Below are 17,162 nucleotides of genomic sequence, written 5' to 3' on the forward strand. Positions count from 1 at the left end.
GTCTGCGCTTGGCGTGCGCGGCGATTCGCCCGCCCTGGTCACCCACATCGGGCCGGGCGCCGGACGTGACCTGGCCGCCCTGCCGCTGCGCCCCGGTGACCGGCGCGTCGACCTGGAGCGCGTCGGGGCCCACGGCGGTGCGCTGCTGAAGGCGCCCGCGGACACCCGCCCGGGCGCCGGCGGACACGGCGACGACCGACCCGTCGGCCTGGTCGCCGTCGTCGCGGCGACTCTCGCCGACTTGCGGCGCGCCGTCGCCATGGCGGGCCGCCTGCCCCGCACCCACCACCTCGTCGCCGTCCTGACCGCCGCCTCCGGCCACCACGACCCCCCGCTGCCGTCGCCGCCCGGCCACGGCCAGTGGCGTGAACTGCAGGAGGCGCGCGTGCGCCGGCTCGACGACGGCGGCTGGGTCTGCGAGCTGTTCTTCCTGGAGCCCGTCGAGACCGGCCCCGCCCTGGACGCCGTCGCCTCCGGCGCGATCGGCCGCCGCCGCGGTCCGGCCGTGACCCCCGCCGTCGCGCTCAGCGGCCCCGACGCGGCCCCATGGGTCCCCGGCACGGTGCCGCCGGCGACCCCGAAACCCGAAGGCCCCGTCGAGCGCCGGCGCACCACACCCCTGGCCGACGTCGCTCTACGCGTGGGCACCCAGAAGCAGCCGCCGTGGGAGGACACCGAGGTGCCCACCCTGGAACGCACCTCCGGCGACGCGCTGAGCTGGGCCGGCATCAGCGGCCCGCAGGGCCCCGCGCGCATCCGGCGCGGAGGATTGGTCGAGGACGCCGCAACGCACCTGCCGCCGGTCGACGAGCGCGTCGTCAACCCGGTCGGCTTCGTCAGCGCCGCCGGGCGGCGCCTCGGCACGCTGGCCGCGCGCGGGGGACGGCCGGTGGTCGTCAGCGGCCGCCAGACCGTGGCGGAGCTGCCCGAATCCGGAGCCGTCAGCGAGGTCGACCTGGCGCGCCTGCGCAGTCTGCGCGGCATCCAGGTCGAGTGGTCGGGCTACAGCGGGCCGCTGCCGGTGCTGCGCGCCGTCATCGGCCTGGCGGCCGGGGGAGTGCCGGTCTTCGCCGAGGCGGTGCCCGGCTGGGCGGAGCCGCTGGGCGAGGAACTCGGCGCGCTGCTCACCTCGGTCTGCGCCGAGCACCTCGGCGATCGGCTGGACCGCGAGCGCTACAGCGTCGCGCTGCGCCGGTGCGCGCTGCGTACGCACGCCACCGCCGCGCGATGGCGTGAACTGGGGGCACAGGCCCAACTGGGGCCGCTGCCCGAGCCGCGGGTGTCGGTGCTGCTGTGCACCCGCCGCCCCGAACTGGTCGGGTTCGCCTTGGACCAGGTCGCCCGCCAGCGCGGAGTGGACCTGGAGGTCGTCCTGGCCCTGCACGGATTCGGCGCCGACGCCCCGGGGGTGGCCCGCGCGATCGACCGCTTCGCCGCCGGCGGGCGGGAGATCACCGTTTACGAGGCCGAGCGCGGCGAGGTCTTCGGCGCGGTCCTCAACCGCACGGCTGCGCGGGCCGCGGGGACCGTGATCGCCAAGTGGGACGACGACTTCTACGGCCCCCACCACCTGGCCGACCTCATGCTGGCCCGCACCTACGCCGCTGCGGACGTGGTGGGCTGCGGCCCGGAGTTCGTCTACCTGGAGGAGATCGACCGCACGGTGTGGCGGCCCGGCGAGTCCGAGCGGGCCGTCGGCTTGGTCTCGGGCGGCAGCCTGCTGACCGACCGGGTCGTCCTGGAGGAGTGCGGCTGGTTCCGCCGGCTGCCCCGCGCCGTGGACACCCAGTTGATGCTGGCCGTGGGCGCCGCGGGCGGACGGGTCTACCGGACGCACGCGCACAACTATCTGGTGCGCCGCCGTTCGGCCGGGCACACCTGGACGGAGGACGACGCGTACTTTCTGCGTGACGCCCAGCGGCAGTGGCCGGGGCGGCGGCTCGCGGGACTCGCGGGGCGCGAGCCGGCCGGCGCGCCCGGCGCGGGCGCCTCGCAGAAGGAAGGAGAGACGGATTGACGATCGTCGACGACGGCGCCGCGGAGGGCCCCGAGGAGGCGGCCGGCATCCGCGCGCAGGAGTCCGCGGCCCCGCCCCGGCCCTGGATCCGCCGCAACGATTACACGGACCTGCAGGTGCCCGCGCTCGGCGCCTGGGAGCCCCGCCTGGACGTGAGCGTGGTCGTCCCCGCCCACGGGCACCAGGACAAGCTCGACCTGGTGCTGGCCGCGCTGGCCGCGCAGAGTTATCCCGGACACCTCATGGAGGTGGTCGTCGTCGACGACGGCAGCACGCCGCCGCTGCGCATGCCCGAGGTGCGTCCCGAGAACGCCCGGCTGATCACGGCCGACGACGGGGGATGGGGCTCGGCACACGCGGTCAACTGCGGTGTCGCCGCCTCCGAGGGGGCGGTGGTGCTGCGTCTGGACGCCGACATGCTCGTGTACCGGGACCACGTCGAATCGCAGCTGCGCTGGCACCACCTCGCCGACTACGCCGCGGTGCTCGGGCACAAGCTGTTCGTCCCCTTCACCCCCGGCGAGCCGAGCGCCGAGGAGGTCCACGCCGCCGTCGCCGCGGGGCGGACGGCCGACCTGTTCGACGCCGCCGCGGCCGAGCGGCACTGGATCGAGAGAATCATCGACCGCACCGAGGCGCTGACGGCCGCCGACCACCTGGCCTACCGGGTGTTCATCGGCGCCACCGGATCGCTGCACCGCACCCTGTTCGACGAGGCCGGGGGACTGGCGGGCGAACTCGTGCTGGGCGGCGACTCCGAGTTCGCCTACCGCCTCGCCCAGACCGGTGCCGTGTTCGTGCCCGACTCCGAATCCAGCAGCTGGCACCTCGGACGCACCCAGATGCAGACCCGGCGCGAGGCCGGCGCCCGGTACCGCCACCCCTACGTCGCCGCGCGCGTGCCGGACTTCGAGAACCGGCGCAAGCAGGGTCCGCGGCAGTGGATGGTGCCCTACGTCGACGTGGTGGTCGACGTGACCGGGGTATCGCTGGAGGACGCCGACACCACGGTGGCCGCGCTGCTGGGCGGCGGCACCGCCGATGTGCGGGTCACGCTGCTGGGCCCGTGGTCGAAGCTGACCGAGGAGCGCCGCTCGCCGCTGGAGGAGGAGCTGCTGGATCTGCGGCTGATCCGCGAGACCTTCCGGGGTGAGAGCCGGGTGGTCTTCGCCGACGCCGAGCCCCAACGCGACCCGAACGTGCCCTTCCGGCTGGTGATGCCCGCCGGAGTCCACCCGACGCGGAGCTTCCTGGAGCGCATCACCCAGGCCGCGAACAGGAATTCGGCGGGGCTGCTGCGGGTCACGGCGCCCGGGGTGGCCGCGCACGGTCCGGGTTCGATGCGGTTGGAGCGCACCGCGGCCTTCGCCCGGGCACGCAGGCTGGGCGCCGGCGGAGAAGGGCTCGACGACGCCATCGACCGGCTGTGGGGCCAGCACTGGATCGGCGGTCAGGGGCTCTTCGTCGAAGGCGAGGACGACGCGGACGCAGTGCCGCACGACTGGCGGGGGCGGCTGCGCAAGGCCGAGGAGGAGGCGGCGGCCCAGCGGGCGCGGGCCGACCGCCTGGAACGGCGGTTGCGCTGGCTCGGTCGCGGGCTGCCGCGGCGGCTGGCCGACCGGTTGACCCGCTGATCCCGCCCCGGTTCGGCCGGGGCGGGAGGCCCTCGCGGGCGGCGGGCATCAGGGCACGATGAGGCTGAGCCCCTCCGCGGCGAGCGCGTCGCGCTCCTCGCCCTCGATCTCGACGGTGTGCCGGAAGGTCAGCAGCATCCCGTTCTTGGTCTCGCGGGCGTCGGCGAGTTCGATGCCGTCGCGCACCCGCGCGCCCGAACGCACCGGCTGCAGGAAGCGGACGCGGTTCAGGCCGTAGTTGATCGCCATCGTGGGCGCCTTCTCCAGCCGCCACACCTGCGGGCTGAAGGCCGACAGCAGGGACAGGGTGAGGAACCCGTGGGCGATGGTCCCGCCGAACGGGCCCTGCTCGGCCTTCTCGCGGTCGACGTGGATCCACTGGTGGTCGCCGGTCGCGTCGGCGAACTTGTCGATGGATTCCTGGGTGACGGTGTGCCAGTCGCTGTAGCCGAGGTGCTCGCCCTTGGCGGCGACGAGTTCGGCGAGGTCGGTGAAGGTCCGCATGTTCGTGTCGACTCCTTAGCCCAACGGAAGACTGCTCAGACTCTAGCGAACCGACCGTTCGGTATGGGAGGGGGAGGCCGGCAGCGGTCCCGGCTTCCGGGAATAGCAGCCGCGGCCCGTGGGGACCGTCCGCTCGGCGGCAAGCCGGCTTGCTCGCTGGGCGATCTGCGCCCCATTGCCGCAACTCCTGCTGTGGCCGGTTCGCACGCGGTCCCCGAGGGGTATCTGTGCGGCACACCGATGACGACAGGATGAAAACGCCCACTGCCCAGGTCTAGCGAACCGACCGCTCGGTATGTAAGGGGGGGTCGACGGCCCCTGAGCCCGGGAACAGCGGCCGCGGCCCGTGCGGACCGCCGGACGCTCAACCGGCCGGTGCGGCGAAGGCACGCAGGTCGTCGAAGACCACCCGGCCGCGGTACTGCCGCGCCGAACGGGTCTCGACCAGGTAGACGCGTTCGACCGCGACCGGGTGGGCGACTCCCTCCGGCACGTCGATCTCGGCCGTGCGCCAGCCCTGCCAGTCCACCCGCTCGCCGTAGCAGGAGTGGCGCCGACCCTCGGCGTCGGTCACCGCCAGCGCCACCAGCGCGCCGCCGCCGTCGCCGCGCACGCGCACGCTGAACCCGAACGCCGTCCCGCCCACCTGCAGCGGCGCGGGCGCCGCGGCGTAGGCGGCCCGGCTGCGCCGCTGGGCGGTGAAGTCGTAGTCCAACGCGAGCCCGCGGCCGCTGTACCCCTCTGCCGGGGCGACCTCCGCCGAGGCGGCGCGGTAGGTCTCCGCGCGCCAGGATGCGGCGTCGTCGAAGTCGGCCAGGCGCACGCTCCGCGAGCCGATGCGCAGCGGGACGGCGACGCTGCGCCCGCCCGCCTCCACGGTGACGGTGCCCGTGCCCGACTCGGCGGTGGGCTCGACCAGCAGGCTGCCGTCGCCGCGGCGGGTGACGGCGGCCAAATCGGGCTCCACGGACACCGCCGCGTCGGCGGGCTCGATCGGCGCGCGGGTGCCGTCCGGGGCCACGCCGTCGACGACGAAGCGGCGGCCCCCGGAGGCGCCGGCGAACGCGAGCGCGTCCGGTTCGGTCTCCAGGCGGGCCGGGCCCGGCAGCACCCGCATCCCGGCCGCGCCCCGCGCGCCGCCGGTGCGCGCGGTGACCCGGGCCTCGCCGGGCGCGCCCGCCCGGAAGACCCCGCTGTCGACGGTGCCGCCCTCGGCCGCCCACGTCAGGCCGGACTCCGGGGCGGGGCCGTGCGCGGAGTCGTAGGCGCGGGCCGTGAGCGCCCGGCTGAGGCCGGAGAACACCCGGTGGGGATCGGGGCGCGGGGACAGCGCCGAGCCGCGCTCGGGCCGCGCCCCCAGCCTCGGCCGCACCCACACCCCGCGCGCCGTGCCGTCGCCCGCGGGCACGTGTACCGCGAGCCCGTTGGGCACCGCGCGCTCGGGCCCGCCGGTGCGGTTGCGGATCACGGGCCGTTCGGTGCCGGGTTCGCGGGCGAGCAGGGTGGCCGAGCCCCCGCCGTCGAACTCCAGCGCGTCGTGGGCACCGGCCCGGCGCAGCCGCTCGGCGGTCTCCTGCAGGGTCGCCCCGCGGGTTCCCGGTGCGCGGCCGTCGGCGACCAGCAGGAACATCCGCCGCCCGGTGCGGGAGAACCCGATGGCGCTGCGCGGATGGCGCGCGCCGTCGTCGGCGCCGGTCACCTCGCCGTCGCGCAGCAGCACGTGCCTGCCGCCCACCGCGGTCCGCGGCCGGAAGCCGCCGGCGCGCAGCGTGTAGTCCAGAGCGACCGCGGCGCCGACGGGGACCTCCGCCAGGCGCTCGGCGGCCGCGCCGCGGCCCAGCAGCACCCGCGTTCCGGGCTCGATCGGCCCGCTGCCCGCCGAATCGCGGACGCTGCGCACGGTCTGCTCGCCGATCACCAGTTCGGTGACCGGTCCCGAGCCGGCGGCGCGCCCGCGCGGGTGGCCGCCCCAGGCCGGGGTGAAGACGCCGGTGCCGTCGACGGGGACGCGGTGGCTGTTCAGCCGGTCGACGGCCACATCGGCGCCGGGCAGGTCCGCGGTGCCGGAGAACGAGGCGCGGTGGATGCCGCCGCGGCCCGAGGGGTCGATGGCCGCGACGTGGCGGTGGCCTGCGGTGGGGGATTTGAGCAGGGTGCCGCCGCGCACGGCCGCACCCAGCGGGGCACCCGAGGCGCCGGAGTCGAAGAAGTCGCCGTTGACGGCGGCGACGGTGCCCCCGGGCGCGCGCAGCCGCGCCAGGGGAGCGGGGTCGGTGAGGCTTTCGCCGCCCAGGTAGCTCACCGCCGCGGGGCCGTCCAGGTCGACGCTGAGCATGCTGAAGCGACGGGTGCCGTCGTCGCCGGCGGCCCGCGACGAGGAGAGGGCGACGCCGGGGGCGACGGGGACCTCCCGACCGGTGTGCGCGGTCCCGGCCGCGGCAGCACCCGGGGTGATCAGCCACAGCGTCGGAACCAGGGCGAGGGCCGCTGCTGCGGCGCGGCGGAACACGGCGGGGACCTCCGGGGCGAACGGGGCGGGTGGCGGCGCACGGCCGGGACAGCCGGGAATCCGGCCTGTCACCCGGAGTAATATATCGAACGCGCATTGTCACCGGAGGGCGACGCGTCCGATGCGCACGGCGACCGTCGGAACGCGGCCGATCAGCGACGCGTACAGCGAAGCGAGCCGCCCCGGTCGCAACCGGGGGTCGCAGTGTGCTCGGCAGGTCCGCCACCGCCCGGCCCCCCGCGGGCGACGAGGGACGCGTGGGTGCCGTGGAATTCGCCTTCAGCGAGGGGCGGCGCACGCGCGGCCGCGCAGGAGGCGCGGAGCGGTGTGCCCGGCGCCGGCGGCCGCCCGTCTCGACGCCTGCCGACCGAGGGGCAACGGGCGAGGCTCGCCGGTGCGCGACCGGCAGCGGCAGCGGCCGCCGGACCCCTCTGCCGGGTCCGCCGCCTTCGGCCCGCCGACCGCACGCAGTGGTGGCCCGCCGCGGCCGTCGCTCCTCAGGCCGGTGCGTCGGCCGGGCCGCCCTCGCCCAGGCGTACCGAGTCCACGGCGAACCGGCGCACCTCCCGGGTGTCGATCTCATGTCCCAGGCCCGCGTGGGTCAGCGGGATCGGGGTGATGCCCTCGTGCGCCCGCACCGGCGGGCGCACCGTGTCGCGGCTGAAGCGCCCTCCCGCACCGGGCGCCTCGCTGGGCAGGGAGACCCCGGGCAGCGAGGCCAGCGCAGCGAGAGCCGCCCGGCCGACGCCCGACTCCCCGTCCCAGCCGCACCACACGTCCCAGCCGGCGTCCGCGGCGCGGTCGTGGGCGCGGCGCGCCGGGGTCAGCCCGCCCAAGAGGCTCGGCCGCAGGCTCAGTGCTCCGGCGGCCTCGGCGCGGACGGCGCGGTCGAGCGTCTCCAGCGAGTCCACGGACGTGCTCAGCGCGACGGGGGTGCGCAGCTCGCGCTGCAGACGCGCGTGGGCGTCCAGGTCGCCGCGGGCGAACGGCTCCTCGATCGCGACGAGCCCGTAGTCGTCGAGCGCGCGCAGGGCGTCCAGGTCGGCCTGGCTCTCGGTGTAGCGGCCGCCCGCGTCCACCTGCAGCACCAGGAACGGGAAGGACTCCTGGACGGTGTGGACCACGTCGGTGTCCCAACCGGGTCCGACCTCCAGCCGCACCCGGCGGTACCCGCTGCCCACCTGCCGGTTGACCTCCAGCACCAGCATCTCCGCGGAGGACTGGCGGTCCACGGTGGATCCGGCGGTGAAGGCGGTGCGGTCGCCGCCCAGCGCGGAGGAGAGCGGCGTCCCGCGCTGCCGGCTCCACAGGTCCCAGCAGGCGGTGTCCAGCCCGGCGGCCACCGTCGGCACCCACGGCAGATCGGCCCAGGCGCCGGCGGTCTCGGTGGGGCGAATCCAGGTGTGGCGCAGGAGCGCCGGCGCGTAGTCGTCCACCAGCAGGCGCCAACCGTCGTCGTCGATGAGGGGGACCTCGCCCCAGCCGCAGGTGCCGACTTCGTCGCAGACCCGCACGAGCGCGTGCCGGACGAACCGCGGGCGGTCGCCGGCCGCGCCGCGGGCCTGGGAATGGACCAGCGGCAACCGCACCAGGGTGGCGTCGATGCCCGTGATGCGGGCAAGGGTTGCCGGTTCGGTAGGTGACACGCGGGCTCCGTCTCGATGCGGCGGGAACAGTGCAGGCGACCGTCCGTGCTCCAGGACCGCCCTCAACCGAACGTATCCGCTCACCGCGGAGGCTGCCAGCGAATGCGGGCGCCGCCGCCGAGGCCGCCCGACCCGGGGTTTCGGACGGTCGCGTTCTGTGCGGTGCGGGAGAGTCCGGTGGCGTGTTCCCAGTTCACAGACTAGCGTCGGTACGGTTTTCACGATATGTGTTCGACCGGACACCGAAGGAGAAAGTCGATGGGTCGCCGCCCCGCAACCCCAGTGACAATCCTCGCAGGCATCGCCGCGGCCGGTGCGCTCGCCGCCGTAGGGGCCGCACCGGCCGCGGCCGCCGACGGGGTGCTCAACGTCGACGGCACCGACTACGCCGACCCCAGCGGGTGCCACCCGCTCACCGGCGGGCCTTACCGCGTCGCCAACCACACCGACGAGACCGTCTTCATCCTCAGCCGCCGCGACTGCACCGGCGAGGTCGTGGGAGTGCTGCTGCCCGGCGAGACCGGCCGCGGCCCGGCGGCGGGCGCCGTCTTCGCCCCCTGAGCCCACTACCCTGCGTCGTCGGCATCGGGGGCGGCCATGGCGTTTCGGCGGCGGCCGGGCGACGGGCCGACTGCGGGCAAGGCGGCACCGAGGGCGGTGGGGGGCTGGGCCTGCGGTTGTCGGGTCGGGTGCTCGCCGGTGGCGGCGGCCGACGGGGGCGGCTGGGGTCTGCTGGGCGGTCTTGTTGGTCTGCCGGGTGGCGGGTGGTTTTGCTGGGAAGCGGCGCCGAGGGCGGTGGGGGCTGGGCCCGTGCCCACCGGGTCGGGTGCTCGCCGGTGGTCCGCCCGGCGAGGCGGCGACGGCAGCAATGGGGCCGGGCCCGCAGGTGCCGGTTCCGATGCCCGCCGGTGGCGCGCGCGACGGGGGCGGCGTTGAGCCGCCGCGGGCCGCTGTCTGGTTAAAACCCTGCGTTGGGCGGCACCGGTCCCGCGGCTTCTCCCGTCTATCGTGGACTTATGGCCTCTGGAAAGCGCATTCCGCGGCCATAAGTTCACGATCATCGCCGGGTGAACCGGCATACCGGACATACCGGCGCCGGTATGTCCGGCTGGGTGTCGCCCTGTTCCGGCCGGGCCCGCGCAGGCTGGACGGCCGCACGGCGGGGCGCGGTCGCGGGCGCTCGCGCGGCCCGGTGGCGCGCCGGATCGGAGGCCGGGGGCGACGACGCGTCGCTCGTGGCGCCCGGGTGTCGCCGCCGGGAGTGGCACCGCCCAATGGGGCCGACTTTTGGGGGCCTATGCCCGTTTTGGGGCCGCCCCCGCCGGACGGGCCACCGGCGAGCGTCCGACCCGACAACCACAGGCCCAGCCACCCGCCACCGTCGCCGCCGCTTTTCAGTGAAGACCACTTGTAATCCGGCAGACCAACAAGGCCGCCCAGCGGAGCCGGGCCGCAACCGTCGGCCACCGCCACCGGCGGGCACCGGGTGCGGTGGGCGCGGGCCCGGCCCCGTGGCCGCCGTCGCCGCTGCTTTTCAGTGAAGACCGCCCGCCGCCCGGCAGACCGACAAGGCCGCCCAGCGGACCTGAGCCGCCCCCGCCGGCCGAGCCGCCACCGCCCCCAAGCCCCCCAAAAAACCCGACCTCCACCCCGACCGACGCCCCTGAAAAACCCAGCGGCGGCGCGGACGATCGGGCTATCCGTTCGCCTCCTTGGCCGCCTCGAACAGCACCGAGCAGTACAGGTCGCGGCGCTGCGCCGTGCCGAAGCGCCACCGCAGGGCGGCGATCAGCTGAGCGCATTCCACGGGGGTCAGCGCGAAGCGGGTCGGTCGCAGGTGCCAGCTGAGCACGGCCCGGCCGCCGGGGCGCAGTACCCGGTGCAGTTCGGCGAGGCCGTCGTCCAGGCTCGGCCACAGCCCTACCGTGTTGACGGAGACGACGAGGTCGAAGGCCGCGTCGGGCTCGCCGGTGGCGGCGGCACTGCCGCGGTGCAGCCGCAACCGGCCGGTGCGCACCGCCGCGGCGTTGCGCCGGCCGGCCATGGCCACCATCTCCGCTGAAGGGTCGACACCGACCAGTGTCACCGGTTCCGGCCTGGCGGCCAGCAGTTCGACGAGCACGCCCGGCCCGCAGCCCACCTCCAGCCCGCAGTGGAACGGCCGGGGCGCCAGCTCCTCCGCTACCTCGGCGTTCTGCCTCCGGTTGGAGAGCGCCAGGACCCGGCCCGCCGCGCGGCCGAGTGGACCGCGCGGCAGCGCGAAGGGGTCGGCGCCCACGGGCGTGCCGCTCCACAGCCGCCGCGCCATCGCAGCCCCTCCCCCGTAAGCGAAACCGCGCCGGCCCCGCCGCGGGCGGGGCCGGGACAGGTACCGCCGACCCGGCCGCGCAACGGGGCTGATGTGTTAATGCCCGCGAACGGCCGGTCGGCAACGCGCCGCGAACCGGTATTGCGCTGCGAGCACGCGCTGCGAGCATGCCCTGCGGGCGGTGCAGCGGGGGCACTGCGGCGGCCCGCGCGGCTTCCGGCCGGGCCGGTCAGTGGCCGCCCTCGGCGAGGACTTCGGTCACGGTGCGGGACTTGAGGCCGTGCGCCTCGGCCACGCCCTCGTTCGTGACGGTCCCGTCGTGGGTGTTCAGCCCCTGGGCCAGGGCCGGGTCCTCGGCCAGCGCCCGCCGCCAGCCCTTGCCGGCCAGCGCGACCGCGTAGCGCAGCGTGTCCTTGGTGAGCGCGTGCGTGGAGGTGTTGGGGACCGCGCCGGGCATGTTGGCCACGCAGTAGAACACGGTCTCGTGCACGTCGAAGGTGGGGGAGTCGTGGGTCGTGGGGCGGGAGTCGGCGAAACACCCGCCCTGGTCGATCGCGATGTCGACGAGCACCGCGCCGGTGCGCATCCGCGAGACCAGTTCGTTGGAGACCAGCTTGGGGGCCTTGGCGCCGGGGATGAGCACCGCACCGACGACCATGTCGGACTCCAGCACGGCGCTCTCCAGTTCGAAGGCGTTGGAGACGACCGTGCGCACCCGGCCCTGGTAGACGTCGTCGGCATGGCGCAGCTTGGCGACGTTGAGGTCGAGCAGCGTGACGTCGGCGCCCATGCCGACTGCGATGCGGGTGGCGTTCAGCCCCGCGACCCCGGCCCCCACGACGGTCACCCGCGCCGGGGCCACGCCGGGCACGCCGCCCATCAGCCGTCCGCGTCCGCCGCTGGGCCGCTGCAGGGTGAAGGCGCCCACCTGCGGCGCGAGCCGGCCGGCGACCTCCGACATCGGGGCCAGCAGCGGCAGCGACCCGTCCGGCGCCTGCACGGTCTCGTAGGCGATGCCGGTGACGCCCTTCTCCAGCAGGGCGTCGGTGCACTCCTTGGAGGCCGCCAGGTGCAGGTAGGTGAACAGGGTCTGGCCCGGCCGCATCCGGTGGTACTCCTCGGGCACGGGCTCCTTGACCTTCAGGACCAGCTCCGCCTCGGCCCACACGTCGTCGGCGGAGCCCAGCACGCGGGCCCCCGCCGAGGTGAACTCCTCGTCGGAGATGGAGGAACCGCGGCCCGCTCCGCTCTGGACGGCGACCGAATGGCCGCGAGTGACCAGTTCGTGGACACCGGCGGGGGTGATGGCCACTCGGTACTCGTGGTTCTTGATTTCGCTGGGCACGCCGACGCGCACGGGGACTCCTCCTTGCATCGTCTTTGATACGTCTTCACTCTGACGTGCCCGCCCCCACCCCGCCATCTCCACCGTGCATGCTGTTTTCACAGCTTGTTTACATGATGTAACGGCTCTACGGGGTCGGTCCGGGGCACGGCGCGGCCGTCCGCACGGCGGATCGCCGCTGCGCCGATACCGCCTGCGACAACCGTCTCCTCGCCGGCTACCCAGGTGCCCACGACGCGCCCGGTGAGCGTGCGCCCGGCGTAGGGGCCGGTGTCGGAGGCGGAGACCCGCACCTCGGCCACGGGGTCGAAGGCGACCAGGTCGGCGTCGCAGCCGGGGGCGATCCGTCCCTTGCTCCGCATGCCCAGCAGGTCGGCGGCAGCCGTGGAGGTCCAGCCCGCCAGGTCCGCCAGCCCGCGACCGCGGCGGCGGGCGGCGGTCCACAGCGCCGGCAGTGTCCAGCGGATGCCCTCGATGCCGGTGCCCGGTCGGTGGCCCGAGCCCACCTGGGTGATCGCCGGGTCGCCGCGCTCCAGCAGCACGCTCCACAGCGCATCGCGGTTGGCGCCGTTGCGTAGCGGCGGGCGGCAGGCGTGCGCCGTGGAGTCGTCGTGCACCTGCTCGGCGGGCAGGCACAGGTAGTGCGGGCAGGTTTGAGCGCTGACGGCGGCGCCCATGGCGCGGGCGGCGGCGAGCAGGGGCGCGCATTCGGCGGCGGCGAAGGGCGAAACGAGCACCCGGGTGCCGGCCATGCGCGCCGCGGCGACGACCCGCTCCACCCCGCGCCGCTCGGCCCGCGCCGGACGCGCCGCCAGCAGCGCGGACAGGCCGGGGCCGCGGGGCACCGACAGTTCGCCGGCGTCCTCGGCGTGCACCACGAGCGGGACCTCCATGGCGGCCAGCTCCACCATCGCCTTGCGCAGCCGGGTGTCGTCGACCGGTCGGGCATCCTCCCCGGCGCCGTCGGAGAGCGAGCAGTGGAACCCCACCGCGCCGCCGGCGCGCAGTTCGGCCAGACCGGCGGGCGTGCTGTCGGCGGTGAGCGCGCCGAGGAAGAAGACGTGGGACGCGGCATCGGCCGCCGCGGCCTGGTGGGCCCGCAACTGCGCCTCGCCGGTGACCGCGGGCCGGGCCGGACCGGAGGCGACGAGCGTGGTGACCCCGGCGTGCACGGCGGCGGTCGCCACCGCGGTGTAGCCCTCGCGCAGCCCCCGGCCGGGCTCCTGCACGGCGGTGTCGACGTCGATCCCCCCGGGAAGCAGCGCCGTCGCGCCCAGATCGACGTCCCGGGCGGCGGTGGCGGAGGTCTCGTAATCGCCGAGTGCGGCGATGCGCCCGGCGCTCAGGCTGACGGACGCGGGCACGACGCCGGCGGGAGTGACGACCCGTCGCGACCGGATGACGGTGTCGATATGGGGCATGGAAATCCCCTTCGTGGTTTACTGGCGATATTCGCACAGAATGCGAGAATCGCTGTTATTCGTCGGAATCCGCGGCGGCGCGGCGCTGCGAACGCCGCGGCCGAGCGGTTGGTGCTGCCCGGGTCCGATTCACCGACCGTACCGCGATCGGCGCCGCATACGGGGACCTCGGCGCGCAACGCCCCGGTGCGGCGATCGGCGATCCCGGTCATCGGAACCTTTTCCGGGCGGAATGGTGCGGGTTTTCGGCGGGCATTAACAGGGAGCGGAGCGGAGCCGAACGGCGGGAATGCGGTCGGTAGGGGAAGCGTGCCGAGGCGATGGCCGGACCGGGAGGTTCCGGTGCGCACTGTGCCGCTTTGCGGCCCGGTAGTGTCTCCGACACCCTGTAGTAGATTTGGTGTGGTTCGTGGTGGTGTTTCGCATGGACACGGCGGTTCTGCTCGTCGGCGAGGTGGCCGGCTGGATCGCACCCTGGATGTGGGGAACGGCCGGCGTGCTGGTCGGCGCGGCCGCCGCCGCTGCCCTGATCCGCCGCCGCAACCGCCAGTAGCCACCCCTGACCCATGGAGCGGCCCGCGTGAGTTCCCCCGCAGTCCGCGACGGCGACCCGCCGAACGAGGAGAGCGCTCCGAGCGGCGCCGCCCGAGCCCCCGGCGGCGACACCGCCGCGATCATCGCGGTCGGCGCCGTCGCGACATGCCTGATCGCCCTGATCGCCGCCCTCGTCGCCGGGGGAGCGGTCACCGCCCGGGTGATCCCCGGCCTGCCCGACGCCGGGCCCGTCACCCGCTGGGGGCTACCCGTCGCCACCACGGTGCGCGACGTCGCCGCGGCCCTGACAATCGGCCTGCTGCTGCTCGCCCTCTTCCTGCTGCCCCTGCGCAAGGGTGCACTCGGCCCCCAAGCACTCGGCTACCTGCGCGCCGCCGCCTGGCCGGCGCTGGCGTGGGCCGGTGCGGCCGGGGCCGTCCTCGTCTTCCAGCTTTCCGACGTCTCCGGGCTGCCGCCCGGACAGGTCGTCGGCGACCAGCTCACCAGCTACGCCGTCTCCGTGGGCCAGGGCATCGGGCTCACCGTGGTCATCCTGCTGACCTGCGCCGCGGCGCTGCTCTGCCGCACCACCGAGACCGCCGCCGGAGCGTTCGGGCCGTTCCTGCTGGCCTGCGCCGCACTGGTGCCGCCCGCGCTCACCGGCCACTCCGCGTCCGCGGGCAGCCATGAACTGGCCATCACCGGGCTGGCGCTGCACATCCTGGCGGTATCGGCCTGGGTGGGCGGGCTTACCGCGGTGACGTTCCACGGGCTGCGCTCCGCCCCTCAGGATGCGCCCGTGGCCGCGGAGCGCTTCAGCCGGATGGCGTTGTGGGCCTACATCGGCGTGGGTGTGGGCGGGGTGGCCAGCGCCGTCAGCCGCCTCTACTCCGCGACCGACCTGTTCACAACCCCCTACGGCCTGCTCATCGCGGCCAAGGCGGTGCTGTTCGCCGCGCTGGGCGCGGCCGGCTGGCTGCATCGGCGCCGCACGGTCCCGCGCATCGCCGAACTCGGCGGAAGACGGCTGTTCGCGCGCCTGGCCGGCGTGGAGATCGCCGTCATGTCGGCGACGATGGGCATCGCGGCGGCGCTCAGCCGCACCGCGCCGCCTCCCGAGGAAGGCACCACCGACCCCGCTCAGGCGATCCTCGGCTTCGCCATGCCGCCGCCGATCAGCCTGGAGACGCTGCTCACGCTGTGGCGGCCGGACCTGTTCTTCATCGGCGCGGTCGTGCTGCTGGGCGGCGGCTACGCCGCGGGTGTCGCCCGCCTTCGGCGCCGCGGCGACCCGTGGCCCTGGAGCCGCACAGTGTTCTGGGCGGCGGGTCTGCTGGTGATGGCGGCCGTGCTGCTCAGCGGCGTCGCGACCTACTCGATGGTGCTGTTCAGCGTGCACATGGTGCAGCACATGGTGCTGTCGATGCTCGTCCCGATCCTGCTGGTACTGGGCGCTCCGGTGACCCTCGCCCTGCGCGCGCTGCGGCCCGCCCGCCGGCGCGGCGACCGCGGCCCGCGGGAATGGCTGACCGCCTTCGTCAACAGCAGGTTCTCCCGGGTCGCGACGCACCCCGCGGTGGCCGCCCCGCTGTTCGTCCTCAGCCCCTACGCGCTGTACTTCTCCCCGCTGTTCCCCGCGCTCATGAACGACCACAGCGGCCACCTGTTCATGAACGTCCACTTCCTCGTCACGGGGTTCCTCTACTACTGGATCATCGTGGGCGTCGACCCGGGGCCCCGCAAACTGCCCTACCTGCTGCGCCTGGTGCTGCTGCTGGCGGCGATGGGTGTGCACGCATTCTTCGGCATCACGATCATGATGCAGTCCTCGCCGCTGGGCATGGAGTACTACGGCCAGTTCGAGGTGCCCTGGATCGACGGCCAGAGCGCCGACCAGTACACCGGCGGCGGCATCGCCTGGGCCGTGGGCGAGATCCCCACCGCGCTGGTGACACTGGCCATGCTTCGGCAGTGGGCACGCGACGAGGAGCGCACGGAGCGCCGCCGCGAGCGCCACAGCCGGCGCGACGGGTCCGACGACGCCGACATGGACGCCTACAACGCCTACCTCGCCGAGCTGGACCGGCGCTCCCGCGGGCAGAGCTGACCGCTGCTCGCGAACGGCCGCGCGGGCGGCGGGCGAGGCGCGTAGCCCGGCCGCCTGCGCGGGAACGCGGCCCCGGCCCGCGGAAGGCGCCGCGGGAGAGCCTCCGCCCTCAGCGGAAAACCCCGGCCGCTTCCGCTGCGGGGTGGCGCCGCGCCGCCGATTCCGGTTGGGTCGGGGCCATGAGGAAGTTCCGGTTCGGCTTCAACAGCCGACAAGAGGAGATCGACCGCTGGACGCAGGTCTGCCGGACCGCCGAGGAGTCCGGCTACGACGTCGTCCAGGCCCCCGACCACCTCGGTGCGGCCTCGCCCTTCGCGCTGCTGGCCGCCGCGGCGGTGGCGACCTCGCGGCTCCGCCTGGGCACGCTTGTGCTAAACAACGAGTTTTGGAACCCCGCCCTGCTGGCGCGCGAGGCCGCCACGGTGGACCGGCTCTCCGCGGGGAGGCTGGAGCTCGGGCTGGGCGCCGGGCACATGAAGTCGGAGTTCGAGGCGGCGGACATCCCCTGGCGCCCCCACACCGAGCGGATGGACCGGCTGGAGCGGAGTATCGGCGAACTCGACCGCCTCTTCGCCGAGGACGGCCAGCAGCCGCTGCCGCACCAGGTGCCGCGTCCCCCGCTGCTGATCGGCGCCCACGGCGAGCGCGGTCTGGAGATGGCCGCCCGCCACGCCGACATCGTCGGGTTCTCGGGCCTCACCCAGGTCAAAGGCGCCAGAATGGGCACCTTCAACGTCGCCGACCGGGCCGAGACCCGCCGCCGCGTCGACTTCGTGCGCGAGCAGGCGGGCCAGCGTGCCGACGGGCTGGAGTTCAACGTGCTGGCGCAGGGCGTGGTCGTCACCGACGACGCCGAGAAGGCCGCAGCCGAACTCGCGGCGGCGTACTCCGTCCCGGGGCTGGAGACCGGGCGCCAAGTGCTGGAGTCCCCGTTCGTGCTGGTGGGAACCACCGCCGAGATCGCCGCGGAGTTGATCGCCGCGCGCGAGGAGTTCGGCTTCTCCTACATCACCACCCACGGTCCCTTCCGCGACGCCCTCGCGGAGGTGATCCCCGTGGTGCGTGAGGCGGCCGGGGAACCGGTGGGCACGGGCGCCGGCGGGGCACCCGCGGCCACGCAGCGGGACGGCTGAGCGC

General features: G+C 75.0%; 12 protein-coding genes. 6 read left to right on the top strand and 6 right to left on the bottom strand.

Translation table 11 applies throughout. The features are described from left to right. Positions 1-13: 13 nt before the first annotated feature. Positions 14-2,017, top strand: coding sequence for a glycosyl transferase family 2 (locus EKD16_RS09335; RefSeq protein ID WP_242677311.1), 2,004 nt, complete (start codon positions 14-16; stop codon positions 2,015-2,017). Next, positions 2,014-3,651, top strand: coding sequence for a glycosyltransferase (locus EKD16_RS09340; protein ID WP_242677312.1), 1,638 nt, complete (start codon positions 2,014-2,016; stop codon positions 3,649-3,651). Before EKD16_RS09335 ends, EKD16_RS09340 begins: the two co-directional genes overlap by 4 nt. A gap of 48 nt (positions 3,652-3,699) precedes the next feature. Here the strand turns inward: EKD16_RS09340 and EKD16_RS09345 are convergent, their stop codons facing one another. The 3 genes from EKD16_RS09345 to EKD16_RS09355 all read right to left on the bottom strand — a co-directional run bounded on the left by EKD16_RS09345 (position 3,700) and on the right by EKD16_RS09355 (position 8,310). Next, a complete protein-coding gene (locus EKD16_RS09345; RefSeq protein WP_131098025.1) occupies positions 3,700-4,155 on the bottom strand; it encodes a MaoC family dehydratase in 456 nt (151 codons plus the stop codon). 364 nt (positions 4,156-4,519) lie between these two features. After that, positions 4,520-6,736: a phosphodiester glycosidase family protein gene (locus EKD16_RS09350; protein ID WP_131098026.1), complete on the bottom strand. Its 2,217-nt coding sequence runs from the start codon at positions 6,734-6,736 to the stop codon at positions 4,520-4,522. Between the two features lie 425 nt (positions 6,737-7,161). Further along, the gene (locus tag EKD16_RS09355; protein ID WP_131098027.1) at positions 7,162-8,310 is read right to left on the bottom strand and encodes an enolase C-terminal domain-like protein; all 1,149 of its coding nucleotides are present in this window, start codon (positions 8,308-8,310) and stop codon (positions 7,162-7,164) included. Between the two features lie 282 nt (positions 8,311-8,592). Here EKD16_RS09355 and EKD16_RS09360 point away from each other — a divergent pair, with 282 nt between their 5' ends. Next, on the top strand, positions 8,593-8,871 hold the full coding sequence (locus EKD16_RS09360) for a hypothetical protein (protein ID WP_131098028.1): 279 nt from the start codon (positions 8,593-8,595) through the stop codon (positions 8,869-8,871). A gap of 1,135 nt (positions 8,872-10,006) precedes the next feature. Here the strand turns inward: EKD16_RS09360 and EKD16_RS09370 are convergent. The 3 genes from EKD16_RS09370 to EKD16_RS09380 form a co-directional block, all read right to left on the bottom strand. Further along, positions 10,007-10,618: a class I SAM-dependent methyltransferase gene (locus tag EKD16_RS09370; RefSeq protein ID WP_131098029.1), complete on the bottom strand. Its 612-nt coding sequence runs from the start codon at positions 10,616-10,618 to the stop codon at positions 10,007-10,009. 229 nt (positions 10,619-10,847) lie between these two features. Next, complete coding sequence (ald, locus tag EKD16_RS09375) at positions 10,848-11,975, bottom strand: alanine dehydrogenase (RefSeq protein WP_131098030.1); 1,128 nt, start codon at positions 11,973-11,975, stop codon at positions 10,848-10,850. 86 nt (positions 11,976-12,061) lie between these two features. Continuing rightward, complete coding sequence (locus tag EKD16_RS09380; protein WP_131098031.1) at positions 12,062-13,384, bottom strand: amidohydrolase family protein; 1,323 nt, start codon at positions 13,382-13,384, stop codon at positions 12,062-12,064. Between the two features lie 424 nt (positions 13,385-13,808). Here EKD16_RS09380 and EKD16_RS26350 point away from each other — a divergent pair, with 424 nt between their 5' ends. The 3 genes from EKD16_RS26350 (at position 13,809) to EKD16_RS09390 (ending at position 17,158) form a co-directional block, all read left to right on the top strand. Beyond that, a complete protein-coding gene (locus EKD16_RS26350) occupies positions 13,809-13,937 on the top strand; it encodes a hypothetical protein (RefSeq protein WP_278248929.1) in 129 nt (42 codons plus the stop codon). Positions 13,938-13,964: 27 nt separating this feature from the next. Next, the gene (locus EKD16_RS09385; protein ID WP_131098032.1) at positions 13,965-16,025 is read left to right on the top strand and encodes a cytochrome c oxidase assembly protein; all 2,061 of its coding nucleotides are present in this window, start codon (positions 13,965-13,967) and stop codon (positions 16,023-16,025) included. Positions 16,026-16,204: 179 nt separating this feature from the next. After that, positions 16,205-17,158, top strand: a complete 954-nt coding sequence (locus tag EKD16_RS09390; protein WP_131098033.1) for a TIGR03621 family F420-dependent LLM class oxidoreductase — start codon at positions 16,205-16,207, stop codon at positions 17,156-17,158. The last annotated feature ends 4 nt before the right edge of the window (positions 17,159-17,162 follow it).

The sequence above is a fragment of the Streptomonospora litoralis genome, from assembly GCF_004323735.1.
Taxonomy (GTDB): Bacteria; Actinomycetota; Actinomycetes; order Streptosporangiales; family Streptosporangiaceae; genus Streptomonospora; species Streptomonospora litoralis.